Source organism: Glaciecola siphonariae (assembly GCF_042652645.1).
Lineage (GTDB): Bacteria > Pseudomonadota > Gammaproteobacteria > Enterobacterales > Alteromonadaceae > Glaciecola > Glaciecola siphonariae.
Map to the genome: position 1 here is coordinate 1,911,428 of NZ_JBHSGU010000002.1, position 19,269 is coordinate 1,930,696.

The 19,269-nt window shown below is 44.7% G+C and carries 15 protein-coding genes and 1 riboswitch; of the genes, 6 read left to right on the plus strand and 9 right to left on the minus strand.

What is annotated here, in order from left to right:
• The first annotated feature begins 103 nt into the window (after positions 1–103).
• A riboswitch (cobalamin riboswitch) is annotated at positions 104–319 on the plus strand.
• Positions 320–638: 319 nt separating this feature from the next.
• A complete protein-coding gene (locus ACFO4O_RS09745) occupies positions 639–2,570 on the plus strand; it encodes a TonB-dependent receptor plug domain-containing protein (protein WP_382407852.1) in 1,932 nt (643 codons plus the stop codon).
• A gap of 77 nt (positions 2,571–2,647) precedes the next feature.
• Positions 2,648–3,274 (plus strand): thiol:disulfide interchange protein DsbA/DsbL, encoded by a 627-nt coding sequence (locus ACFO4O_RS09750; RefSeq protein WP_382407854.1) that lies wholly within the window; start codon positions 2,648–2,650, stop codon positions 3,272–3,274.
• A gap of 161 nt (positions 3,275–3,435) precedes the next feature.
• Here ACFO4O_RS09750 and ACFO4O_RS09755 read toward each other — a convergent pair whose 3' ends face one another.
• A complete protein-coding gene (locus ACFO4O_RS09755) occupies positions 3,436–5,001 on the minus strand; it encodes a SulP family inorganic anion transporter (RefSeq protein WP_382407855.1) in 1,566 nt (521 codons plus the stop codon).
• Positions 5,002–5,279: 278 nt separating this feature from the next.
• Here ACFO4O_RS09755 and ACFO4O_RS09760 point away from each other — a divergent pair, with 278 nt between their 5' ends.
• The 4 genes from ACFO4O_RS09760 (at position 5,280) to ACFO4O_RS09775 (ending at position 10,891) form a co-directional block, all read left to right on the plus strand.
• Complete coding sequence (locus ACFO4O_RS09760) at positions 5,280–7,037, plus strand: diacylglycerol kinase family protein (RefSeq protein WP_382407857.1); 1,758 nt, start codon at positions 5,280–5,282, stop codon at positions 7,035–7,037.
• A 162-nt stretch (positions 7,038–7,199) separates the two neighbouring features.
• A complete protein-coding gene (locus ACFO4O_RS09765; protein ID WP_382407859.1) occupies positions 7,200–7,772 on the plus strand; it encodes a BON domain-containing protein in 573 nt (190 codons plus the stop codon).
• A 275-nt stretch (positions 7,773–8,047) separates the two neighbouring features.
• Positions 8,048–10,147 carry a putative bifunctional diguanylate cyclase/phosphodiesterase gene (locus ACFO4O_RS09770; RefSeq protein ID WP_382407860.1) on the plus strand — a complete coding sequence of 700 codons (2,100 nt, stop codon included), beginning with the start codon at positions 8,048–8,050 and terminating at the stop codon, positions 10,145–10,147.
• Between the two features lie 156 nt (positions 10,148–10,303).
• A complete protein-coding gene (locus ACFO4O_RS09775; RefSeq protein ID WP_382407862.1) occupies positions 10,304–10,891 on the plus strand; it encodes a DUF502 domain-containing protein in 588 nt (195 codons plus the stop codon).
• Here ACFO4O_RS09775 and ACFO4O_RS09780 read toward each other — a convergent pair.
• The 8 genes from ACFO4O_RS09780 to ACFO4O_RS09815 form a co-directional block, all read right to left on the minus strand.
• A complete protein-coding gene (locus tag ACFO4O_RS09780) occupies positions 10,884–11,405 on the minus strand; it encodes a hypothetical protein (RefSeq protein ID WP_382407864.1) in 522 nt (173 codons plus the stop codon). The genes ACFO4O_RS09775 and ACFO4O_RS09780 overlap by 8 nt on opposite strands.
• Positions 11,406–11,438: 33 nt before the next feature.
• Positions 11,439–11,873 carry a hemerythrin domain-containing protein gene (locus tag ACFO4O_RS09785; protein ID WP_382407866.1) on the minus strand — a complete coding sequence of 145 codons (435 nt, stop codon included), beginning with the start codon at positions 11,871–11,873 and terminating at the stop codon, positions 11,439–11,441.
• Positions 11,874–11,920: 47 nt separating this feature from the next.
• The gene (gene gdhA / locus ACFO4O_RS09790; protein ID WP_382407868.1) at positions 11,921–13,258 is read right to left on the minus strand and encodes an NADP-specific glutamate dehydrogenase; all 1,338 of its coding nucleotides are present in this window, start codon (positions 13,256–13,258) and stop codon (positions 11,921–11,923) included.
• A 221-nt stretch (positions 13,259–13,479) separates the two neighbouring features.
• Positions 13,480–15,414, minus strand: a complete 1,935-nt coding sequence (locus ACFO4O_RS09795; protein WP_382407870.1) for a response regulator — start codon at positions 15,412–15,414, stop codon at positions 13,480–13,482.
• A 21-nt stretch (positions 15,415–15,435) separates the two neighbouring features.
• Complete coding sequence (locus tag ACFO4O_RS09800) at positions 15,436–15,894, minus strand: response regulator (RefSeq protein WP_382408309.1); 459 nt, start codon at positions 15,892–15,894, stop codon at positions 15,436–15,438.
• Positions 15,887–17,380, minus strand: coding sequence for a sensor histidine kinase (locus ACFO4O_RS09805; RefSeq protein WP_382407872.1), 1,494 nt, complete (start codon positions 17,378–17,380; stop codon positions 15,887–15,889). Before ACFO4O_RS09805 ends, ACFO4O_RS09800 begins: the two co-directional genes overlap by 8 nt.
• Positions 17,381–17,390: 10 nt before the next feature.
• Positions 17,391–17,591 (minus strand): histidine kinase, encoded by a 201-nt coding sequence (locus ACFO4O_RS09810; RefSeq protein WP_382407874.1) that lies wholly within the window; start codon positions 17,589–17,591, stop codon positions 17,391–17,393.
• Between the two features lie 10 nt (positions 17,592–17,601).
• Positions 17,602–18,975, minus strand: coding sequence for a sigma-54-dependent transcriptional regulator (locus ACFO4O_RS09815; protein ID WP_382407876.1), 1,374 nt, complete (start codon positions 18,973–18,975; stop codon positions 17,602–17,604).
• Positions 18,976–19,269 lie beyond the last annotated feature (294 nt).

Consider the following 19,269-nt stretch of genomic DNA (forward strand, 5'->3'; position numbering starts at 1 on the left):
GCCACCCAATGATTATTTTTATATAATTCATAACCTTAATGGCGTTGCTTATTCACTTTATTACCGTATCATTTGAGCGGTTAAGGTGCTTAATATATCTAGCGCGTTTTTAGTTAGTAGCAGTTTTCAAATGCAAACGGGTATGTTGAGGTAAACGGGAAACAGGTGAAATACCTGTGCTGCCCCCGCAACGGTAAGCAACATGCAACCCTGCCCTTAATGCTGTTTAGTTATTCATTTAACCGCACAAGCGAAAAGTCGCACATAAGCGCGTAATCGATGAATCGCAAAAGTTATTGTCTTATGCACACTTAAAAGCGTGCGCGCACAAGGATGTGCGCGCCCGAGCGGCCAGGATGGCGAAAAGCGTCTTTTAAGTGTGTATAAGACTTTAACTAGATTCATCGATTACGCGCTCAACAACAGCATTAAAGGTAGGGTTGTGAGTTCTGCAAATACAATCAAGTCTTGATTGCGTCAGCCACTGTGAACTTTGCTAACAAGCTTAAATCATGGGAAGGTTTTGTCAGAATGTTGTAAGCCCGGATACCGGCCTTAATAAGCGGATACAGGTCAGTATATTGCTTGTATCTATTATTATTTGGCATTGCTCGGCGGGAGCAATTACAAGGACTTACATGAAACATACTCTACTATTTCTTGCACTGGGATACAGTGTGAGCGGACAGGCATTGGCCGCTCAAACCCCTCAAGCACCATCACAATCTGTGGCATCTTTTGATGATGAACTTGAAACTATCAGCATTACCGGCTCTAGAAGCCCTATCGCACAAAAATATGTTGCCGGCGCACTCAGCGTGATTGACCAAGCACAAATTGAAGCCTCCGGTGCCTTAGATTTAAGCGAACTTCTGCGCACCATACCAAGCGTGAATATTTCTCAAAGTGGCCCGATGGGTACGCTTAGAGAAATTCGATTTCGTGGCAGCGAAAGTAATCACGTTTTAGTGATGCTCGACGGCGTGGAAATTAACGACCTAGGGCAAGGCGGACTCATTGATTTGTCGCATCTTACGCTAGCAAACATAAGCAGAATCGAAGTGCTGCGCGGCCCCCAAAGCGCCTTATGGGGAAGTGCCGCCGTTGCTGGCATAATTAGCATCACATCAAAAACCGCCAGCGATAGCTTCAGTGCCAATCTTGCAGCGGGCTACGGCAATAAAAATACCGCTCAGGTGCGCGGCGCGGTCTCAGGTCGTGACGACAACTTTAGCTACAGCCTAAGCCTTGCTCACCTTAATACCGATGGCGAAAATATTGCTCGCCCGTCTGTTGCTAGCGGCGATGGGGAGGACGACGGTTATAAAAATACCACCGCATATGCGAAGCTTGCTTATCGCTTTTCTAAGCACAACAGAATAGATGCTAACGCGCGTTTAGTTGACTACAAAAGCGATTTTGACAGTACAGACTTCTCTACGGGTTTAATTGCAGATGCCAACAATGTGTCTAACGGTGAGCAGCACTCGTTTGGCGTAAATTGGTATTTTAGCTTGCCCAAGAGCATTTGGTCTCAACAATTGTCGTATCAATACAGTGACCAAGAAAACAAAAACTTCTCAGACGCTGTGTTTAGTGGCTCTACCAAAGGCGAGAAACATAGACTGGTTTACAATCATACTTTTGACATTGAAAGTGGGCATGTAAATGTGGGTATTGATGCAGTAGACGAGCAATACACGCAGGCAGGCCCTGTTACCTTCGGCGATCCCAATCAGCAGCAAGACAATAAAACGCTATCGTTTATTGCAGATACCCACCAGCGCTTAGGTGCAGGTCTATCCATTTCTGCTAGCTATAGAGCAGATAATAACGATGAGTTTGATAATGCCTACAGCTACCGAGTCGGACTTAGCTTTCAAGCGAGCGATACTATCAAGACCTTTATAAGCTACGGAAAAGCGGTTAAAAACCCCAGTTTTACAGAACGCTTTGGGTTTTTCCCAGGTACGTTTTTGGGCAATGAGGCCTTAGAGCCAGAATCGTCTCGCTCTTTTGAGCTTGGCATAGACACCAGCATTGCAGATGTCGATGTGCAGGCGAGCTGGTATCGGGCCAAGCTGCAAGACGAAATTCTTGGCTTTGTATTTGATGCAGACAGCGGCTTGTTTACCGCCCAAAATGCGACCGAAGATAGCGAGCGCGAAGGCATCGAAATAGAACTTAGCCGTGCCCTCAAACAGTGGCGCTGGTCGCTTAGTTACGCCTATTTAGACGCCAGTGAGGCCAACGCAGTTGAACTTCGTAGAGCTCGGCACAGCGGTTCGGCTTGGTTAAGCTATGATTTACATACCAAGCACTCTGTGTACGTCCAAGCAGACTATACCGGCACGCGCTTTGACCGCTTCTTTCCACCGTTTCCAGCGCCATCTGAAGTGTTAAGCCTTGATAATTACTGGTTGCTAAGCGCGAACTATCGATATAACTACAGTGAGCAAATTTCTGCCTCGGTACGTATCTCTAATGCTTTAGACGAGCAGTTTGAGGATGTGATTGGTTTTTCCGGCCAGTCGCGGCGCATATTCGCATCGCTAAATTATCGATGGTAGATGCTCAATGTGCTATGATTTTTGGGAACTTATTTAATCTATGCCTATCTTAAAGGCTTTTGGTAAAGGAAATAACTATGCAGAAGTATGTTGTTGGGCTGATATTCGCCTTACTGGTTTCATTTAATGCCTTGGCACAAATGGTGCCATGGGAAGAGGGTAAGCATTATCAGATCATTTCTGAAGAAGCGACTAAGAAACCAGAAGTGAAAGAGTTTTTCTCGTTCTGGTGCCCGGCATGCTACAGCTTTGAACCCATCGTAGCGCAAATCAAAGCTAAGCTAGATGACGATGTGAAGTTTGACAAAGTACATGTTAACTTTATGCGTTTTACTGGCCCAGATGTGCAGGATGACGCCACAAAAGCGATGATGATTGCACGAAGCCTCAAGCAAAGCGACGCGATGAATGCAGCTATTTTTAACTATATTCATCAGCAACGAGCGACAGTGACCGGTTTAGATGACTTAAGAAAGGTGTTTATTGTTAACGGCATAGACGCAGCAGATTTTGACAAGCAGGCTAAGAGCTTCAGTGTGAATAGTCTTGTTGCGCGTAACAATAACGCAATAGATGAGTATAGACAGCACATAAACGGCGTGCCGAATTTTATTGTAAACGGTAAGTATCAGGTCATTCTCGCGCGCGATCTAAGTGCTGATGACTACGCTAACTTGGTAGTTTGGTTAAGCGAACAACCTTAAGGCTTGAACGTTTTATCTTGTATATGAAAGCCAAACTGCAAGGTCATAGTGCTGACTGAATACTGACTTAAGCACTAGCAAGAAAGACTGATAACAAAAAACCGGCAAATTGAGATGCCGGTTTTTTTTATGCCTGCTACCTAGCCCGTGTATATTTAAGGCTAGCCTAGCTCATCTGAAACAATGCGGTAACGTGGGTCTTCGTTAACATTGATTTCAACGTATTCGCCGGCTTTAGTAAGCAAAGTCTGACACTCTGAACTGATATGGCGGATGTGCAGTTTTTTGCCTTGCTCTTTGTATTTGTCGGCTAGTCCGTCTAATGCGTCGATGCCAGAGGAGTCCCAAATTCTAGATTCTTTAAAATCAATCACAACATCATCAGGGTCGTTTTGAATATCGAATATATCTTTGAAATGCGAGACAGAACCGAAGAATAATGGGCCGTCGAGGTCATACACCTTCCAACCGTCTTTATCAATATGAGTGCGCGCAACAATATGCGTCGCGTGTTTCCAAGCAAATACCAACGCCGATACAATCACACCTACCACAACGGCAATCGCTAAATCGGCGACTACGGTGATGCCCGTCACTAGAAACAATACAAAAGCATCCTCTTTGTTCACGCCGCGCACAATTCTAAAGCTTGCCCATTCAAAAGTACCAATTACCACCACAAACATTACTCCAACTAAGGCCGCCAGTGGGATCATCTCAATTAAGGGAGCTGCAAACAAAATAAAACCAAGTAGTACAAGTGCCGCGGTAATACCTGATAAACGCCCGCGACCGCCTGAATTAATGTTGATCATTGATTGACCAATCATGGCACATCCGCCCATACCGCCAAAAAAGCCATTTACGGTATTGGCAACACCTTGACCCACACATTCTTTATTACCGCGCCCACGCGTGTCGGTCATATCGTCTATCAGGCTCAGTGTAAGCAGTGACTCTATTAAGCCAACTAAACACAGAATGACGGCCGTTGGTAAGATTATGTAAAAGGTTTCCATAGTAAAGGGAACCATGGGAATACTGAAGCTCGGCAATTCACCAGCCAGGGTAACGGTATCTCGTTGCGCTTCTGGTACCATGTCTTTAACAAAATCAATTACGGTACGCGCTTCTAAATCTAAGCCATGCACCAGCAAGGTGACCGTCACAATCGCCACAAGCGATGCGGGTACCGCCGTGGTGAGTTTAGGGAGTAAATAGATAATTGCCATGGTGAGCAGCACCAAACCTAGCATCCAGTATAAAACGCTGCCTGTCATCCAAGTCATGTCGCCCATGGCGTTCACTACTTTAAATTGCCCAAGCTGCGCTAAAAAAATCACAATGGCTAAACCGTTTACAAAGCCCAACATTACCGGATAAGGCACCAAGCGAATGAACTTTCCTAACTTAAATACCCCAGCCATGATTTGCAAAATACCGGCGAGCACAACCGCCGCGAAAAGATATTGCACTCCGTGTTGAGCTACCAGTGCGACCATCACCACCGCCATCGCGCCGGTTGCGCCAGAGATCATACCGGGTCTGCCGCCTATGGCTGAGGTGATAAGTCCCATCATAAACGCGGCATACAAACCCACCATGGGTTCTACGCCAGCAACAAAGGCAAAAGCAACTGCCTCTGGCACCAAAGCTAAAGCGACGGTGATGCCTGATAGCACATCATTTTTAACGTTGCCTTGTGTTCCGTTAATTAAATTAAACATATTTTCTCTAAGGTTATTCCTGAAAATGGGCGCGAGTTTAGCAGAAATCTAATCGGACTTCTTTTAACAGTTTGTTAAAACGACTGAAATTTAAACAAGATGAGCTTGATAACACGGATGTAAAATTTTCACATGTGTCGTCTATTTGCACCCATCATTTCTGGATACTGTTCATTTTTATTTTGTAAACCACTGAATAAACGAGCTTTATTTAATTTTGTTTATGGTCTGTTTGTTGCAATCCAAACAAGATTTTTGTGATTTACACGGAGTGTGTTTTGTTTATTGTTAAGTATTATCTACTCGTTAGTATCTTGTTTGCCCTTGCGGCGTTCTATTCACCAAACCTTTATTTCTCGGTCGCGTTTGGATGGATTGCCCTGTCGTTTACCGCGGTGTCTTTCGCTTACATGAGCGATTCCCCGTGGATCTTCCGTAAAAATGACAGAGGCAACATCCCTTTCTATATACAATGGGTATTTGTTCCATTTCTAATCGCAGTGCAAATTTACAATAGCTGGCAGCGTTATAACGATAGCGTACCGCCTGTTCAAGAAATTAAGCCTAAGCTATTTTTAGCATGTCGCTTATTTCCCTCCGACGTACAAACCTTAAAAACGAACGAGGTAACTGCAATTTTAGACGCTACCGCAGAGTTTTCGGGTATGAACTGGAGCGCTGATGATGAAAATCTTGATTATCTGAATATTCCTATTCTTGACCATCAAGCGCCGCATAGCGACGATTTGGTCAAAGCAATTAACTGGATACATAATCATATCCGCAACGAGCAAGGGGTAGTGGTGCACTGCGCGCTCGGACGTGGGCGCTCTGTGCTAATCATGGCAGCCTACCTAATTGCGGCGCAGCATGCTAAATCGGTGGACGATGCCGTTAAGCAGATCAATAAAATCAGGGGCACTGCGCGGCTTAACAGCTATCAGCATAAAAAACTGTCGCAGATGCATGAAGATGGGGTGTTAAACCTAAAGCAACGCGCGTTGCTCATTGTGAATCCCGCCTCAGGCGGCGGTGCATGGGAGCAGGCCCAACACATTGTTGAACAAACGCTGTCGCAGCGCTATCAACTATCGATTGCATACACCGAAAAAGATCAGCCTGTTGCAGATACCATCAAAGAGCACGACTTAATGGCGTTTGAGTGCTTGCTCGCCTGTGGCGGAGACGGCACGGTTAACGCAGTGGCAAAAGCCCTACATGACACACATGGCGATAAACAAGCAAGCCCAGCCCCCACATTTGGCATAATTCCCTTAGGGACCACCAACGCCCTGAGCCAAGTTTTGTATGCAAGCAGCGCAAAAAATAAGCTAATTGAGATAGCCTGCCAAGCAATTGTGGCAGGCAATACTAAAGATATTGATGCGGCAACATGCAATGAGCATATTATGCTACTGGCCGTTGGCATAGGATTTGAGCATAAAATGATTGCCGGGGCTGATCGTAAGAAAAAAGACGAGCTCGGAGAACTTGCCTATCTAAGCGCATTATTTGATGCCCTCAAAGAAAATGACACCCAGTCATACACAATATCGATAGACGGACAGGAGGCAAGAACGATTGAAGCTAGCAGTATCCTAGTGGCGAATGCTGCTCCCCTTACCAGCTTATTATCGCAGGGCAGAGGGGCGCCAAACCCTACAGACGGCAAGCTTGATTTGACGATTTTAAACACGCGGGATTCAACATCACAACCCTTTGCAAAACTCATTGCACAAGCGGTTTCAAAAGGTGGATTGAATCTTGATGAGCAAGCAGATTTACAGCATGCCTTTGTGAAAAATCTGCGTATCAGCAAAACCGTCAGTAACAGCAAAAGCCGCAGCGACAGCCAAACTAAGATGGAAGAGCTCAGTTTTGCGATTGATGGAGAGCTGCAGAATAGCTCTGAGCTAAATATAGCGGTGATACCCGGCGCGTTTACCATGTTTGCCAATGAGCAAATGGATGACAAATACCTTGCGTCGGCAGAGGTAGACAACGCAGAGGTAGACAACGCAGAGGTAGACAACTAAGACAAACAGGCTCGACTGCAAATACATACAAAAGCTACACGCCAATATGTAGCATTTACACTCATTGAACAGGGAGAAATTATTTAATACATATAAAACAACAACTTAACTATTGGCATCTTATTCGCATTCTTTAAGCGAATTCTTAAAAAGGAGAAAACGATGAAACGCAACAAACTAACAGCTTTAATCACATCGACTTTAGTGGCTGCATCAATTAGCACATCAGCTATGGCCATGGACAATAAGAATACGTGGAAAGACGATGCGATGGATGCATGGATAGACGGTAAGGCAGAAGCTACCTTATTGTTTAACGGCAACTTAGACTCTTTCGATATAAATACCGATGTTAATAACAGCACCGTAACCTTAACGGGTAAAGTTGAGACATCAATCGACAAAGAACTCGCAGAAGAATTAGTGTTAGGTATTGATGGTGTAGAGAGCGTAGATAATCGCTTAACTGTGATGAATGACAACTCTTCAGATGATATGTCGGTGACGTCAGCATTTACCGATGCGAAAATATCATCAGTAGTCAAATCACGCTTATTGTTTGACTCGGAAGTGTCGGGTACAGCCATCAATGTGGATGTAGACAATCAAGTCGTCACGCTAAAGGGTAAAGTTCAGTCTGAAGCAGCCAAGCAGTTGGCGGTAACGATTGCACAAAATACCAATGACGTGAAAAGTGTAAACGATGATTTAATGGTCGAGAGCGAATCGGAATAACATTCGCCTTAATTGATTTTGTGGCAAAGTGTTATCTCGATGGCGCGATGTCACGATGATGAAAATATTAAATCATTAGATTAAAAACGGCCGGCATCCCCGGCCGTTTTTGCGTCTGGCAAATAAGGCTACAAACGTTTTCCCATAGGCAACATGCCTTAGTGGTTATGACGTAGTTAGGACGTAGTTATGACGCATTTACGACTTACGAAAAATTAAGTTTTGCCGATATTTATGATAATGTTAATAGATTCGTCACTGGACAACTTTACCCTGTGAAGCTTTTTGGACACTCAAAGGTAACTCACTCTAAGCATATCCTTGCCATATTGCTGCTAATTTTGTGCGCCCTTTCGGCAGTATTTTTATATCTTGTTGGCGCGTTTGATTATGAAACAGATGCACTTGCTTCAAATAAAATAGTGGACGCAACCCACCTTCGACAAGGGAGCTCAGTGTCGCATGTTCAGCAAACTGACAAAGGCATTGAAACGATTTGCATCATCAACAGTGTTAGCAGCCAACCTATCTGCGGCGCCACTTTGTGGACTAGTGAAACGACCGGCGAAGGCTGGAACCTTAATGAATATACCGATATAGAAATTGGCATCACAAAGCACACTGAACATGCTAAACAAAAAGTAAAGCTCTCTCTAAAAAACTATAATGAGATTTACAGCACGCCAGACGACGTCATATCTCAAAAATACAACAGCGTCGAAATGTATTTAAATAAGGCCTCAAATATTTATACCGTACCGCTTTCTTACTTTCAAGTTGAGAGCTGGTGGATGTCTAGATATAACGTTGAATTTGATACCGCTCAGGTTGAATATGACAACGTGCAAGCTATTGAGATATTGCTAAAAAATGTCAACGAGACCGGCATCTATCGAATAACGATTGATAGCGTGAAACTTAAAGGGCAACTGCTCGGCGTCACGCATATTCTTACCATCCTGTTGGTGATCTTAATTTTAATTATCTTTTTGCTGATTGACCGCCAGCGCGCCAATCAACGCAAAATGGCGCTCATCGACCCACTTACCAAATTGCACAACCGCAGAGGCTTATACGAATGGGTAAGTGCTTTGGGAATTCATGCTAAACAAAGCAGAGTCCTTACCGTACTTTACATGGACATCGACGATTTTAAGCATACCAATGATACTTATGGCCACTTAGTTGGAGACTTATTGCTCAAAGGATTTTGCGAGCGCGTAAGCAGCGCAATCAGCCAGCACGAGCAAGCCGATAAAGCACTTATTTTTACGCGTTTATCTGGCGACGAGTTTATCATTATAGTGGCCGATGCTGATGCTGAATATGCTCGCGTTCTTGGAGAATCAATACTCAATGCGCTTGTTGAGCCATTGATTCTAAATGACAACAAAATCAATATTAACGTAAGTATGGGCATAGCCTCATTGCAACACTCCTCAAGTAATATCAAAGAGCTTATGCGCAAAGCAGATGCCGCCATGTATTTCGCTAAAAAGCAGGGTAAAAACCAATTTAAGATTTACGATAGCGAAGTTGAACGTGAGCATTTTAACCGTCAGAAAATTGCAGACGATATTGCTAAAGCCATTGACGAGGACGCCTTTGAGCTCGCATTTGTCCCTATTTTTAATACGCATTCAAAGCAGGTTCATAGCGTTGAGGTATTACTAAAAGCCAAGTCTGATGCCTTAAGTACATTGGACCCTAGCTTATACTTAAGCGTGGCAAAAGAGTTTGCCTTGCTCGAAGCGCTAGACACATGGCTGTTTGAATCTACGCTAAAAGTGCTTAACGAACATAGCGAGTTAATTACCAAGCTCGATATTGCATTTTGCATCAATGTATCGCTGAGTGAGTTGATCAACGGAAAGTACCTGAAAAAACTGCAAGGCTTAATTGAAAAGCATGACATTGCGCCGCACTGGCTGATGCTAGAAATATCCGCCGGCCCTGATGAGACAAAGGCAACAGACTTGACCGATGTAGGCTTTTTGCACGATATTAATAACGCGAAGATTGCCCTTACCCTTGATAGATTCGGTGAAGAAAGTCTGCCCATAGAACAGCTCTCAAGCTTTCCAATACGCAATGTGAAACTATCGCGAAAACTGCTAGATGCGTGCAAAGATAAAGACAGTCGTCAGCGTATTGTCGTACAAAGCATCATAAAGCTAGCGAAAAATTTAGACATAAGCGTCATTGCTGAGAGTGTGGACTCACTAGAGCAATTCTACCTCTTAGAATCACTGGGTTGCGATATGATTCAAGGAAACCTGTTTTGTGAGGCGCTTAGCCTTGAAGAACTGGCAAAAGGGCTGCGCAATCAAAAAGCGATGTCCCCCTCTTCCATATCTACAACATCACAAGAGTAATTCACTCACCTTACCCGCTCTCAAGCAAACGGCGGTATGACTTGCAGTCATAAGCATCTATACTGTGACTCATACTTTTAACCTATACTTTGGCCCTGATCATTGCCCCACAACGTCGGCGATGCGATATGGTTTTTGTTTCGGATGTTGCTACTCATGTTTAATCGTCTTGTTATTCTTATTCTTAAAGGCCTCATTGCTGTATTGCCTTTGGGTCTAACGCTTTACTTCCTATACTGGCTTGCCACCACCGTTGAGGCCGGGTTGTCGCCCTATTTTACCTCAGAGTATTATTTTCCTGGTTTGGGCATTGTGACCACCCTAGTAGCACTTGCCTTGTTAGGTATGCTGGTGAACGCCTATGTTGTTAAACTGATTATTGCTTACAGTAATCGTTTTATTGAAAAACTCCCGCTAATTAAAACTCTTTATGGTGCAATCCGTGATGCTGTGGAGCTTTTTAAAAGTAACAATAAAGACGGCGAGCGCAAACCGGTATCGGTGTTAATTGCGCCCGACATCCACGCTATCGGATTTATCACCAATACCAGCGTTGCTGAAAAACTCTTCCCTCAACAAGGAAAGGTGCCTGTATACATGCCGCTGAGTTATCAAATCGGCGGATACACTCTATACGTGCCGGAGGATAAAATTACTTACTTGGATATTGACGTCGAGACCGCCATGCGCATTGCAATGACTGGCGGTACTTCAATACAGGCTGACGTAGAGGAAATCAAATAACGCTGGAGGCGCCCGCCTGCTTCATGAGCGGCGCTATATCGCTTTTTGCTGTGTGTTCATTGTCGAGCTTTATGATCAGCGTCCACTCCTTATTATTTACCGCTGCTACTGCGGCCTGATTAACCGCATCATGCTGCGGTTTAAGTGATAATAAGCCCGACAAAAACAAACCAATGAACAAACCAGGGCTTAGCATGGCAATATACGTAAAGGTAGGGTTTAGCTGCGTAAAGTTAGGTCCAAAATTAACTAACAACCAGCCTAACCCTAAACCCGCAAAAAGACCTAGCGAGCCGTAGAGTAAATGCAGCCATAACATAGATTCGCCTATCTTATCGCTGCTACCCTCTAACTTGTGGCTTGCAGCTTTGCTTCCCGGCTCAATGACTTTGGCCGCAGCGGGATTTAACTCAAATTTATTTACAATCATCTCTTTAGCGCTGACTGCCTTATCTCTACTGTTGAAAATTCCGGCTATACGAGAGTCGCCAGCGGCCCATGTAGAAGTTGCCATTATTTTCTCCTTATACTCTTTGTTCTAATATTGCTATGAGGATTCATCCATCTCTTTTAAGTAATCATCTGCCAATTGTTCCTTTTCGCTCATTGACAGGACTTTGCCCGCCTGCTGAAAAAACTCTGTTTCTTCTTCTTCAAGATGATGGAGTACTTTGTGCTGGAGCTGCTTCATCAATGTTAACCATGCAGACGAGCTATAGTCGGTGTTGTCTAGTTTGCTCAATAGCTCATCAAGCTGATGATGCTCTGCCACGCCGTGCCGAGACATTTGCACCGTTGCATCTGAATGCATCAGCGGCGCATAAAAGTATCGCTCCTCGGCTGTTGCGTGTTTTTTAAGCTCGGTTTTAAGCTGCGTATAAAATTCTTCTCTCACTGAAGATTCGCCGCTAGTGTCGACGAGCACGCGCATGAGCGCTCGCTGTTTGTCGTGATCTTGTCTAAGTGCTTCAAAAATTTGCATCTGCCTTCCTCTTGATTTTTATCTTAGTTTGTATCTTTGTTATCGTTTTAATAACCGCTCATCACCATGGCGTCAGCCAATCGCCTGAACCCGGCTACCGTCGCACTGCGTGCATAATTGCATGTTGTTTCTTGTGCTCGCTGACTTTCGTCTATGCAGGCGCGGTGAATCGACTGCATAGTGTCTTGCAGTTGTTTATCGAGAGAGTCTGCGCTCCTGTAGGTAAAATCAGCGTTCTGCTGCATCTCAAAGCCCGATAAGACCACGCCACCTGCATTTGCTGCTTTACCCGGAACATAAATAAGCCCCGATTCTTGCAACAGCTTCTGAGCATCTGAAGTACAGGGCATGTTTGCCCCTTCAATGAGCGTACTTGCGCCGCTATTAACGATATGTTGGGCTTTGCTTTCGTCGATTTCGTTTTGCGTGGCGCACGGAAGCGCGACATCGAATGTTAGTTCCCACGGCGTGGCGTGTTTGTCGTACTCTCCTTTTGCGTTTTGGGCCAAGCTCGCCAAGGCGTTTTTCTCAGTAGCGCCATCTTGTTTGAGCCATTTAAGGTCGTCAGCAGACATCCCGCCTTCGTCAATGTATGTGCCGCGACTGTTAGATAAACTGATGACTTTCGCGCCTCGCTCAACCGCCTTGATAGCGCCATGTATAGCAACGTTGCCTGCACCTGAGAATGCCAGCTTTTTGCCTTCTAAAGCTTGCTCTTGATGCGCCAACACGTCTTGCAGAAAATAAATCAAACCAAAGCCCGTCGCCTGCACCCGTAACTCACTGCCAGCGAGCTGCACGGGTTTGCCAGAGAGTTGCCCGTCGTACTTTTTATTTGTGCGCAGGTATTGCCCAAACATCCAACCAAGCTCGGTAGAAGATACGCCAATGTCCCCTGCTGGTACGTCGGTTTTTGCACCGATATAGCGACTCAATTGATTCATATATGCATTGCAAAATCGACGTATCTCGTTGACGCTTGCGTTTTTTGGGTCAAAATCGGCGCCGCCTTTTCCAGCACCTAAGCTAAGTCCACTGAGCGCATTCTTGAAGCTTTGCTCAAAGGCTAAGAATTTTAAGATAGATTCTGTACAACTCGGGGTAAAGCGCGTTCCGCCTTTATAGGGGCCCAAAAGTTGGCTGTGCTGAATGCGCCAGCCACGATTGACTCTTGCTTGATGCTCATCGTCTTCCCATTCCACTTTAAACTCAATGACCTGATCTGGGCTGAGCAAACGCCGCAACACATTGTGTTGTTTATATTGCTCATTGGCCTGATATACCGGAATGATTTCGTCGCATGCCGCATTAACGGCCTGAAGATATTCAGACTGTTCACCCACTTGCGTTGTGAGTGTTTGCATAATTTCATCTTGTAGACTCAAACTTCGTGCCTCTTTTATTGCAGTCAATTTAACAAAGCCATTGACTGAAACGCTTATAATTAAAAGAGGGATTACAACATCCGTGCCATTGCAGCTAGAATTTAAACTATTGATTTAATGTGGATATTTATTTTAAGGCACGTAGACACAAAAATATGAAAGCAACAAATTCACAGTTTACAGAAAATTTTACAAGTCGCCCGCTACAGGTTGGAAAAGGCTTAGAGCAAGGTTTGCAGTTGCTGAAGTGATACGGGTTTTAGCAGGCTTGATGTAATACGATATCGGCTCATGTTGCTATCAGACACTTGCTCACCGCTCAACACAATAACATCAATGTCTGGAAAGCGCTCACGCAGTTCGCTAAGCAGTATATCGCCGCTTAAGTCAGGCAGACCCAAATCGAGTAACACTAGATTAAATGCTTCTTGGGATAGGCCTGCAAAGCAATCTTGGGCATTTGAAAAATGCGTCACCGAATAATTTAGTTTACCTAGCAGTATTTGCATAATACCGGCACTGTCAGCGTCGTCTTCTACCAATGCGATGCGACCTTTAATGCCGGTTTGAACATCCTCGGTAAGAAACTGTTTAAGCGTTTTAAGCAGCAAGTCTCGGTCAATTGGCTTTGCTAATAAACCTTGAAAACCAAGTTCAAATAAAGACTGTTTAGTCCCTTTTTGGATAGCCGCCGTCACTGCAACAACCGGCAATTGCGGCGCCATCTCTTTCAGTGCCAGCATTGCCTCTTGCCCTGTCATTAGCGGCATGTGCAAATCCATCAGCACCAAGTCTATTGGTGTTCCCGATGCTTTCGCTTGCTGATATATGTCAATTGCAGACTTTCCGTTTCGGGCATATTCAACCTCACAGCCTGTATGTTTAACGTATTGGCCTAACAACTGCCTTATCTCAAACACATCATCTACAATCAATACTCTACCGGCGAGCGGCGTAAGGTCTTTGGCCGCTTCTGGCTCCTTTTGCAGCTCAAATTCTAAGTGAGAGCGGCGCTCATCATCGGCTTTCACAATGGGCAGAGTCACAGTGAATTCACTGCCTTGACCAAAAACAGAGGAGATATGGATGCTTCCGTGCATTTGTTTAATAATTTCCGACGAAATAGATAAGCCTAAACCGGCGCCACCTGCTTTACGATTGGCAACATCTTCAATCTGCGTAAATGGCGTAAAAATACTGTCAATCTGCGTTTCGTCCATACCAATGCCAGTATCGATGACCTTAATGACCAAATCAGTGTCGTCAACTTGAGCAAGACTCATTGAAACCCGCCCACTGTCTGTGAACTTAATCGCATTTCCGAGCAGATTAATAAGCACCTGCTTGAGCCGCAATTCGTCTATCATTACAGTATGATAAATCGGCGTTTGCGTCGCACACTCAAACGCTAAACCTTTATCCAAAGCATTTACCGACAGTAAGGAATATACTTCTTTTATGAGCTTGTGTAGGTCAGTTTCACGATTTTGCAGCTCAAATTTACCTGCGGCGATTTTCGATAGGTCGAGCACATCGTTCAACAAATTAAGCAGGTGCTTGCCGTTATTGGCAATAATCGATAGCTCTTTTTGCAAGGGCGCAGCGCTATCGTTTTCAAGCAATAAGGATGTGTAGCCTAATATTGAAGTGAGAGGCGTTCTAAGTTCATGACTTAAGTGCGCGATAAACTTATCTTTCGCTATATTTTCACTTTGAATGCGCTGATTTGATACCTTTGCAAACTCTAACTCTTTGCGTGATACAGCGTAGCGAATAGACTTAGCGAATACCTCTGAATCGATAGCCGATTTCATAATATAGTCTTGAGCGCCAAGTTTGATGGCTAGATTTTCGACCTGCTCATCATTTTGACCTGTGAGCATAATGATGGGCGTCGCTATGAGCTTATCGTCAAGTGCGCGTAAAATTTCAACGCCTTCAAAATAACCCAAATGATGATCTAGTAAACACAAATCAAAGCTATTGGACTGCAAATATTCAATGACGAGCTGTTTATCACAACATGAAACAATCTCACATTCGGAACAGACTAAAGGCGCGAGTCTTTCTTCGATAATAAAAACGTCATCATCATCGTCATCCACAATCAACACGCGTTTAAGCTCACTTAAAAACCGCGGTTTCATATCGCGCATTGCGTCGTTCAAATCATTCATTTAATGGGGTAATTGAGGAACAGTGGCGTGATCAGACCAATAGTGGCCAAAGGTTTTCATCATTTCTACCAAGGTATCAAAGTTGGTAGGTTTTACCATGTAGGACGCTGCCCCTAAATCGTAGCCCTGGGTAACATCCTCTTCACTGTTGGAGGTTGAAAAAATTACCACTGGGATACGCCTTAGTATGGCATCTTCTTTGAGCTGTTTGAGTGTATCGCGACCATCGAGTATGGGCATATTTAAGTCGAGCAGTATGACGCTCGGCATAACATCGCTGCTCGCATCTGCAAATTCGCCCTCCCGACGCAAAAATTGCAACAACTGCTGACCGTCTTCTACCGTTTTACACTGTTCACCAAAGCCAGCGGCCTCCATGGCGTCTTGCGCGAGAAGTCTATCGTCCTCATCATCATCGGCCAACAACACAAAAAACGGGCTATTTTCGAGGCTATTCATCATCGCTCTCACCTTCGCTAATTTGATTTAGGTAGTTAGTTGCTGGCAGCACAATTGAAAAACATGCTCCCTCGTTTACCTTACTTTTTGCCGAAATTTCACCATTGTGGCGCTCCACAATACGCCGGCATATCGACAAACCGATGCCGGTTCCAGCGTACTCATTCCTGTTATGCAAACGCTGGAATGGGGCAAAAATTTTATCGGCATATTCTTGTTCAAACCCAATACCGTTATCGGCCACTTTTATCTCAAACCAATCTTCTAAGTTGGGAAGATTGATATGCTCTGGAGCACTGGTTTTCCGCACTTCAATCTTAATCTTCGGTGGGGTGTTGGGTAAAGAAAATTTGAGCGCGTTTGACAATAAATTAATAAACAGCTGATGCATTTGAGTGGGGTCAGCCTGAATTTCGGGCAAATCGGGCACTTCGATATGTGCGTCTAGCTCTTCGATTGTTACGCTCAAATCATCGACACAGTTGTCGAGTGTTTGGTTCAAAGAAACCGACTCAAAATCCTTACCCCTTGTAGACACTCGTGAAAACGCCAACAAATCGCTAATTAGTCGACTCATCCTCATCGCTGCACTCTGCATCCTCTGTAAGTAATCTTGTCCTTTGTCTCCTAAGCTTTCGCCGTATTGACTCAGCAGTCTATCGCCAAACGTTTGTATCTTTCTCAGTGGCTCCTGCAGGTCGTGGGAGGCTACAAAGGCAAAATCCTCAAGCTCACGGTTACTGCGTTTGAGCTCTTCTGAATAAATCGATAGCTCTTGCGTGCGCTCCTCAACCGCGAAGTACAGCGAAGCATTTTGCTCTTCAATTTCGCGCTGGCGCTGCTTTTGAAACCTTATATTCAAGCGCGCTAAAAAAAATATCCCAATCACTAAGAGTAAGCTCGTGATAAGCGATAATGCAAAGGTTGTACGCGATTCTGCAGTCACTTTTTGAAGGGTGCTCGACAGCTTTTCTCGATGCTCATTTTCCGCCGCAGACAACTGCTCAAACAGCGCCCGAATCTCATTATACAGTTCAACGCTTGCGCCTCGTGCCAGCGAATCCCTGATGGCTTGCACGTCGTTGTCGCGGGCGTCGGCCACATTTTGTTCAAGCTCAGTTATCATTTGTTCAATGAGGCTGGCTACCTCTAAAATTCTCGCTTTTTGTCCCGGAATGTCTGAATCTAATGCCCTTGCCGTTTTTAAATGCTCATCCATACGCGACAGCGCTTGACGATAGTGCTGCATGTCTTGCTCTTGCTGCATCAGTAAATAACCGCGCTGACCTGACTCTGCCGTGAGTAGGCTAATATGCAGCTCATCAAGCGCTACCATCACATCTCCGGTATTGCGAATATTTGCCTGCAGCACATTCAATTCAGAGATGGTAGAGCGCGCAATGTAGGTGTTAATACCAATTAGCAGTAAAAACAAAAGGGTAATAATCGCCCAAGTCACCGATGAGTGTTTTGTTTCCCTGTTCACGGTTTATTTCTCACGTTTTATCGCCACTGCTTTGACTGATCTCTTGAAGCGACTCAGAGCAGTCTTGGCAATATTGTATTATTTTATTCGCCGCTTCGGTTACAGCAGCATCATGCTCGCTGCCCTCTACAAGCATTTTAATCAGTTCAGCCTGCATTGAAATGTTATTCAAAGGGCGCCTAGCATCATGAATACCTTGTAATAAATCCATCACGTCTTCCCTATAGTTCGTCGCCGTAGGCATGTAAACGGTTGTAGAGTGTTTTGGTACTTATACCAAGCATCTCTGCGGCCAAGGTTTTGTTATTGTCGACCTTCGCCAAGGTTGCGTAAATGAGCTCTTTTTCTAGCTCTTCTATGGTTTTTCCGGCAGCGATTGAGCCTTTTTGTTGATGATTTTGCGAAAATGGCGAGTCAAAACTGTCGGGTAATTCAAGCGCCTTTTTACCCGGTTCGCTCATGATAAACGCCCGATGAATGCTGTGACGTAGCTCTCGTACATTGCCAGGCCAGTCATGCTGACATAAGCGCTCAATTTGCTTATTGCTTAAACTAAATGCCTCGCCATGCTCATGGTTTAGCTGTTCTACAAACGCCTTAGCTAATAAGGGGATATCGTCTTTGCGCTCTTTTAAACTTGGGATGCTGATAGGAAATACCGCTAGCCTAAAATAGATGTCTTCTCGCAAGATGTTCTCTCTCGCAATATCTTCAAGCGTTCGGTTGGTTGCGCTAATCACCCGGCAATCTACCGGCATTTCTTGCGTGCCACCCACTCTGCAAACGCGCTTGGTTTCCAGCACACGTAGCAAGTTAGGCTGCATATCAAGAGGCATTTCGGTCACTTCGTCTAAGAACAAGGTTCCTTGATTGGCGCGTTCAAATACGCCCGGTTTTTGCGCGACGGCACCGGTAAATGCGCCCTTCTCATGCCCAAAAAGCTCACTGCCAATAAGCTCTTTAGAAAAGCCGCCACAGTTTGTCGCAATTAAGTCACCCTTAGGATTTGCAGCATTGTGAATAGCTTGAGCAACAAGCTCTTTCCCTACGCCGCTTTCGCCCATTAACATGACGTTTGCACCACTTCGGGCCACGCGCTCAATCATTTTATATAGCGCCTGCATGGGTGCAGACTCACCAATGAGTACATCAAAATGATGATGAATATTGGCCTGTTTCACATCTTGTTTGGACGCGCTGTTGCCAGTCTGTTGAGCCGCTTGAGCATTTTGCTGTTTAGCCGCGCGCCGTGGATGCAGCACCGATTCGATATCTTCTCGCTGAATCGGTTTAATTAGATAATTAACGCTGGGACCAGCAATGGGCGCAATAATCGACTTGATATCAGACTTCCCCGTTATAAAGGTAACGCGCGGTATCTTTTTTTGCTTTTGAACGTGATTGAATATTTGCAGGCCGTTGCCGTCGGGGAGCATGAAATCAATCAGAATATGATCAAATTCATTTAGCGCTAACCACTCTTTGGCGTCTTTTACCGAATCGGAAATAGAAACATGATGGCCAAGATGCTCAATGATCCGGCTCATGACTTGGGTAAATTCTTGGTCGTCATCAATTAATAGAATCGATTTCACGCAATATCCTTATTATTGTTTAACGTTATTATTGGACACATCGCACTGTCGTCGCGCAGCAATTTATGCTGCTCTTTTATTGGCCGCTTGAAGTTTGCCGCTTGCAGCTCTGACTGACCCGGAAGGCCCTGATTAGCTCCAAAAAGCCTCAAAAAGTAAAGCCGCGACAGTCATACCGACTAAATATGTAGATAAGTATACGTTAATAAAGCAATAAGGGTTAATTTGCATTTGGCCATGTTTATGTCGCATGTTTGTATTGAACGTGGATTAAACTGATGTTGTGTAAGATGT

Excerpts from the sequence above, each read along its gene's own strand:
- ACFO4O_RS09745 (WP_382407852.1), top strand. The coding sequence starts at position 639 with ATGAAACATACTCTACTATTTCTTGCACTGGGATACAGTGTGAGCGGA.
- ACFO4O_RS09750 (WP_382407854.1), top strand. The coding sequence starts at position 2,648 with ATGCAGAAGTATGTTGTTGGGCTGATATTCGCCTTACTGGTTTCATTT.
- ACFO4O_RS09755 (WP_382407855.1), bottom strand. The coding sequence starts at position 5,001 with ATGTTTAATTTAATTAACGGAACACAAGGCAACGTTAAAAATGATGTG.
- ACFO4O_RS09765 (WP_382407859.1), top strand. The coding sequence starts at position 7,200 with ATGAAACGCAACAAACTAACAGCTTTAATCACATCGACTTTAGTGGCT.
- ACFO4O_RS09775 (WP_382407862.1), top strand. The coding sequence starts at position 10,304 with ATGTTTAATCGTCTTGTTATTCTTATTCTTAAAGGCCTCATTGCTGTA.
- ACFO4O_RS09780 (WP_382407864.1), bottom strand. The coding sequence starts at position 11,405 with ATGGCAACTTCTACATGGGCCGCTGGCGACTCTCGTATAGCCGGAATT.
- ACFO4O_RS09785 (WP_382407866.1), bottom strand. The coding sequence starts at position 11,873 with ATGCAAATTTTTGAAGCACTTAGACAAGATCACGACAAACAGCGAGCG.
- ACFO4O_RS09795 (WP_382407870.1), bottom strand. The coding sequence starts at position 15,414 with ATGCGCGATATGAAACCGCGGTTTTTAAGTGAGCTTAAACGCGTGTTG.
- ACFO4O_RS09800 (WP_382408309.1), bottom strand. The coding sequence starts at position 15,894 with ATGAATAGCCTCGAAAATAGCCCGTTTTTTGTGTTGTTGGCCGATGAT.
- ACFO4O_RS09810 (WP_382407874.1), bottom strand. The coding sequence starts at position 17,591 with ATGGATTTATTACAAGGTATTCATGATGCTAGGCGCCCTTTGAATAAC.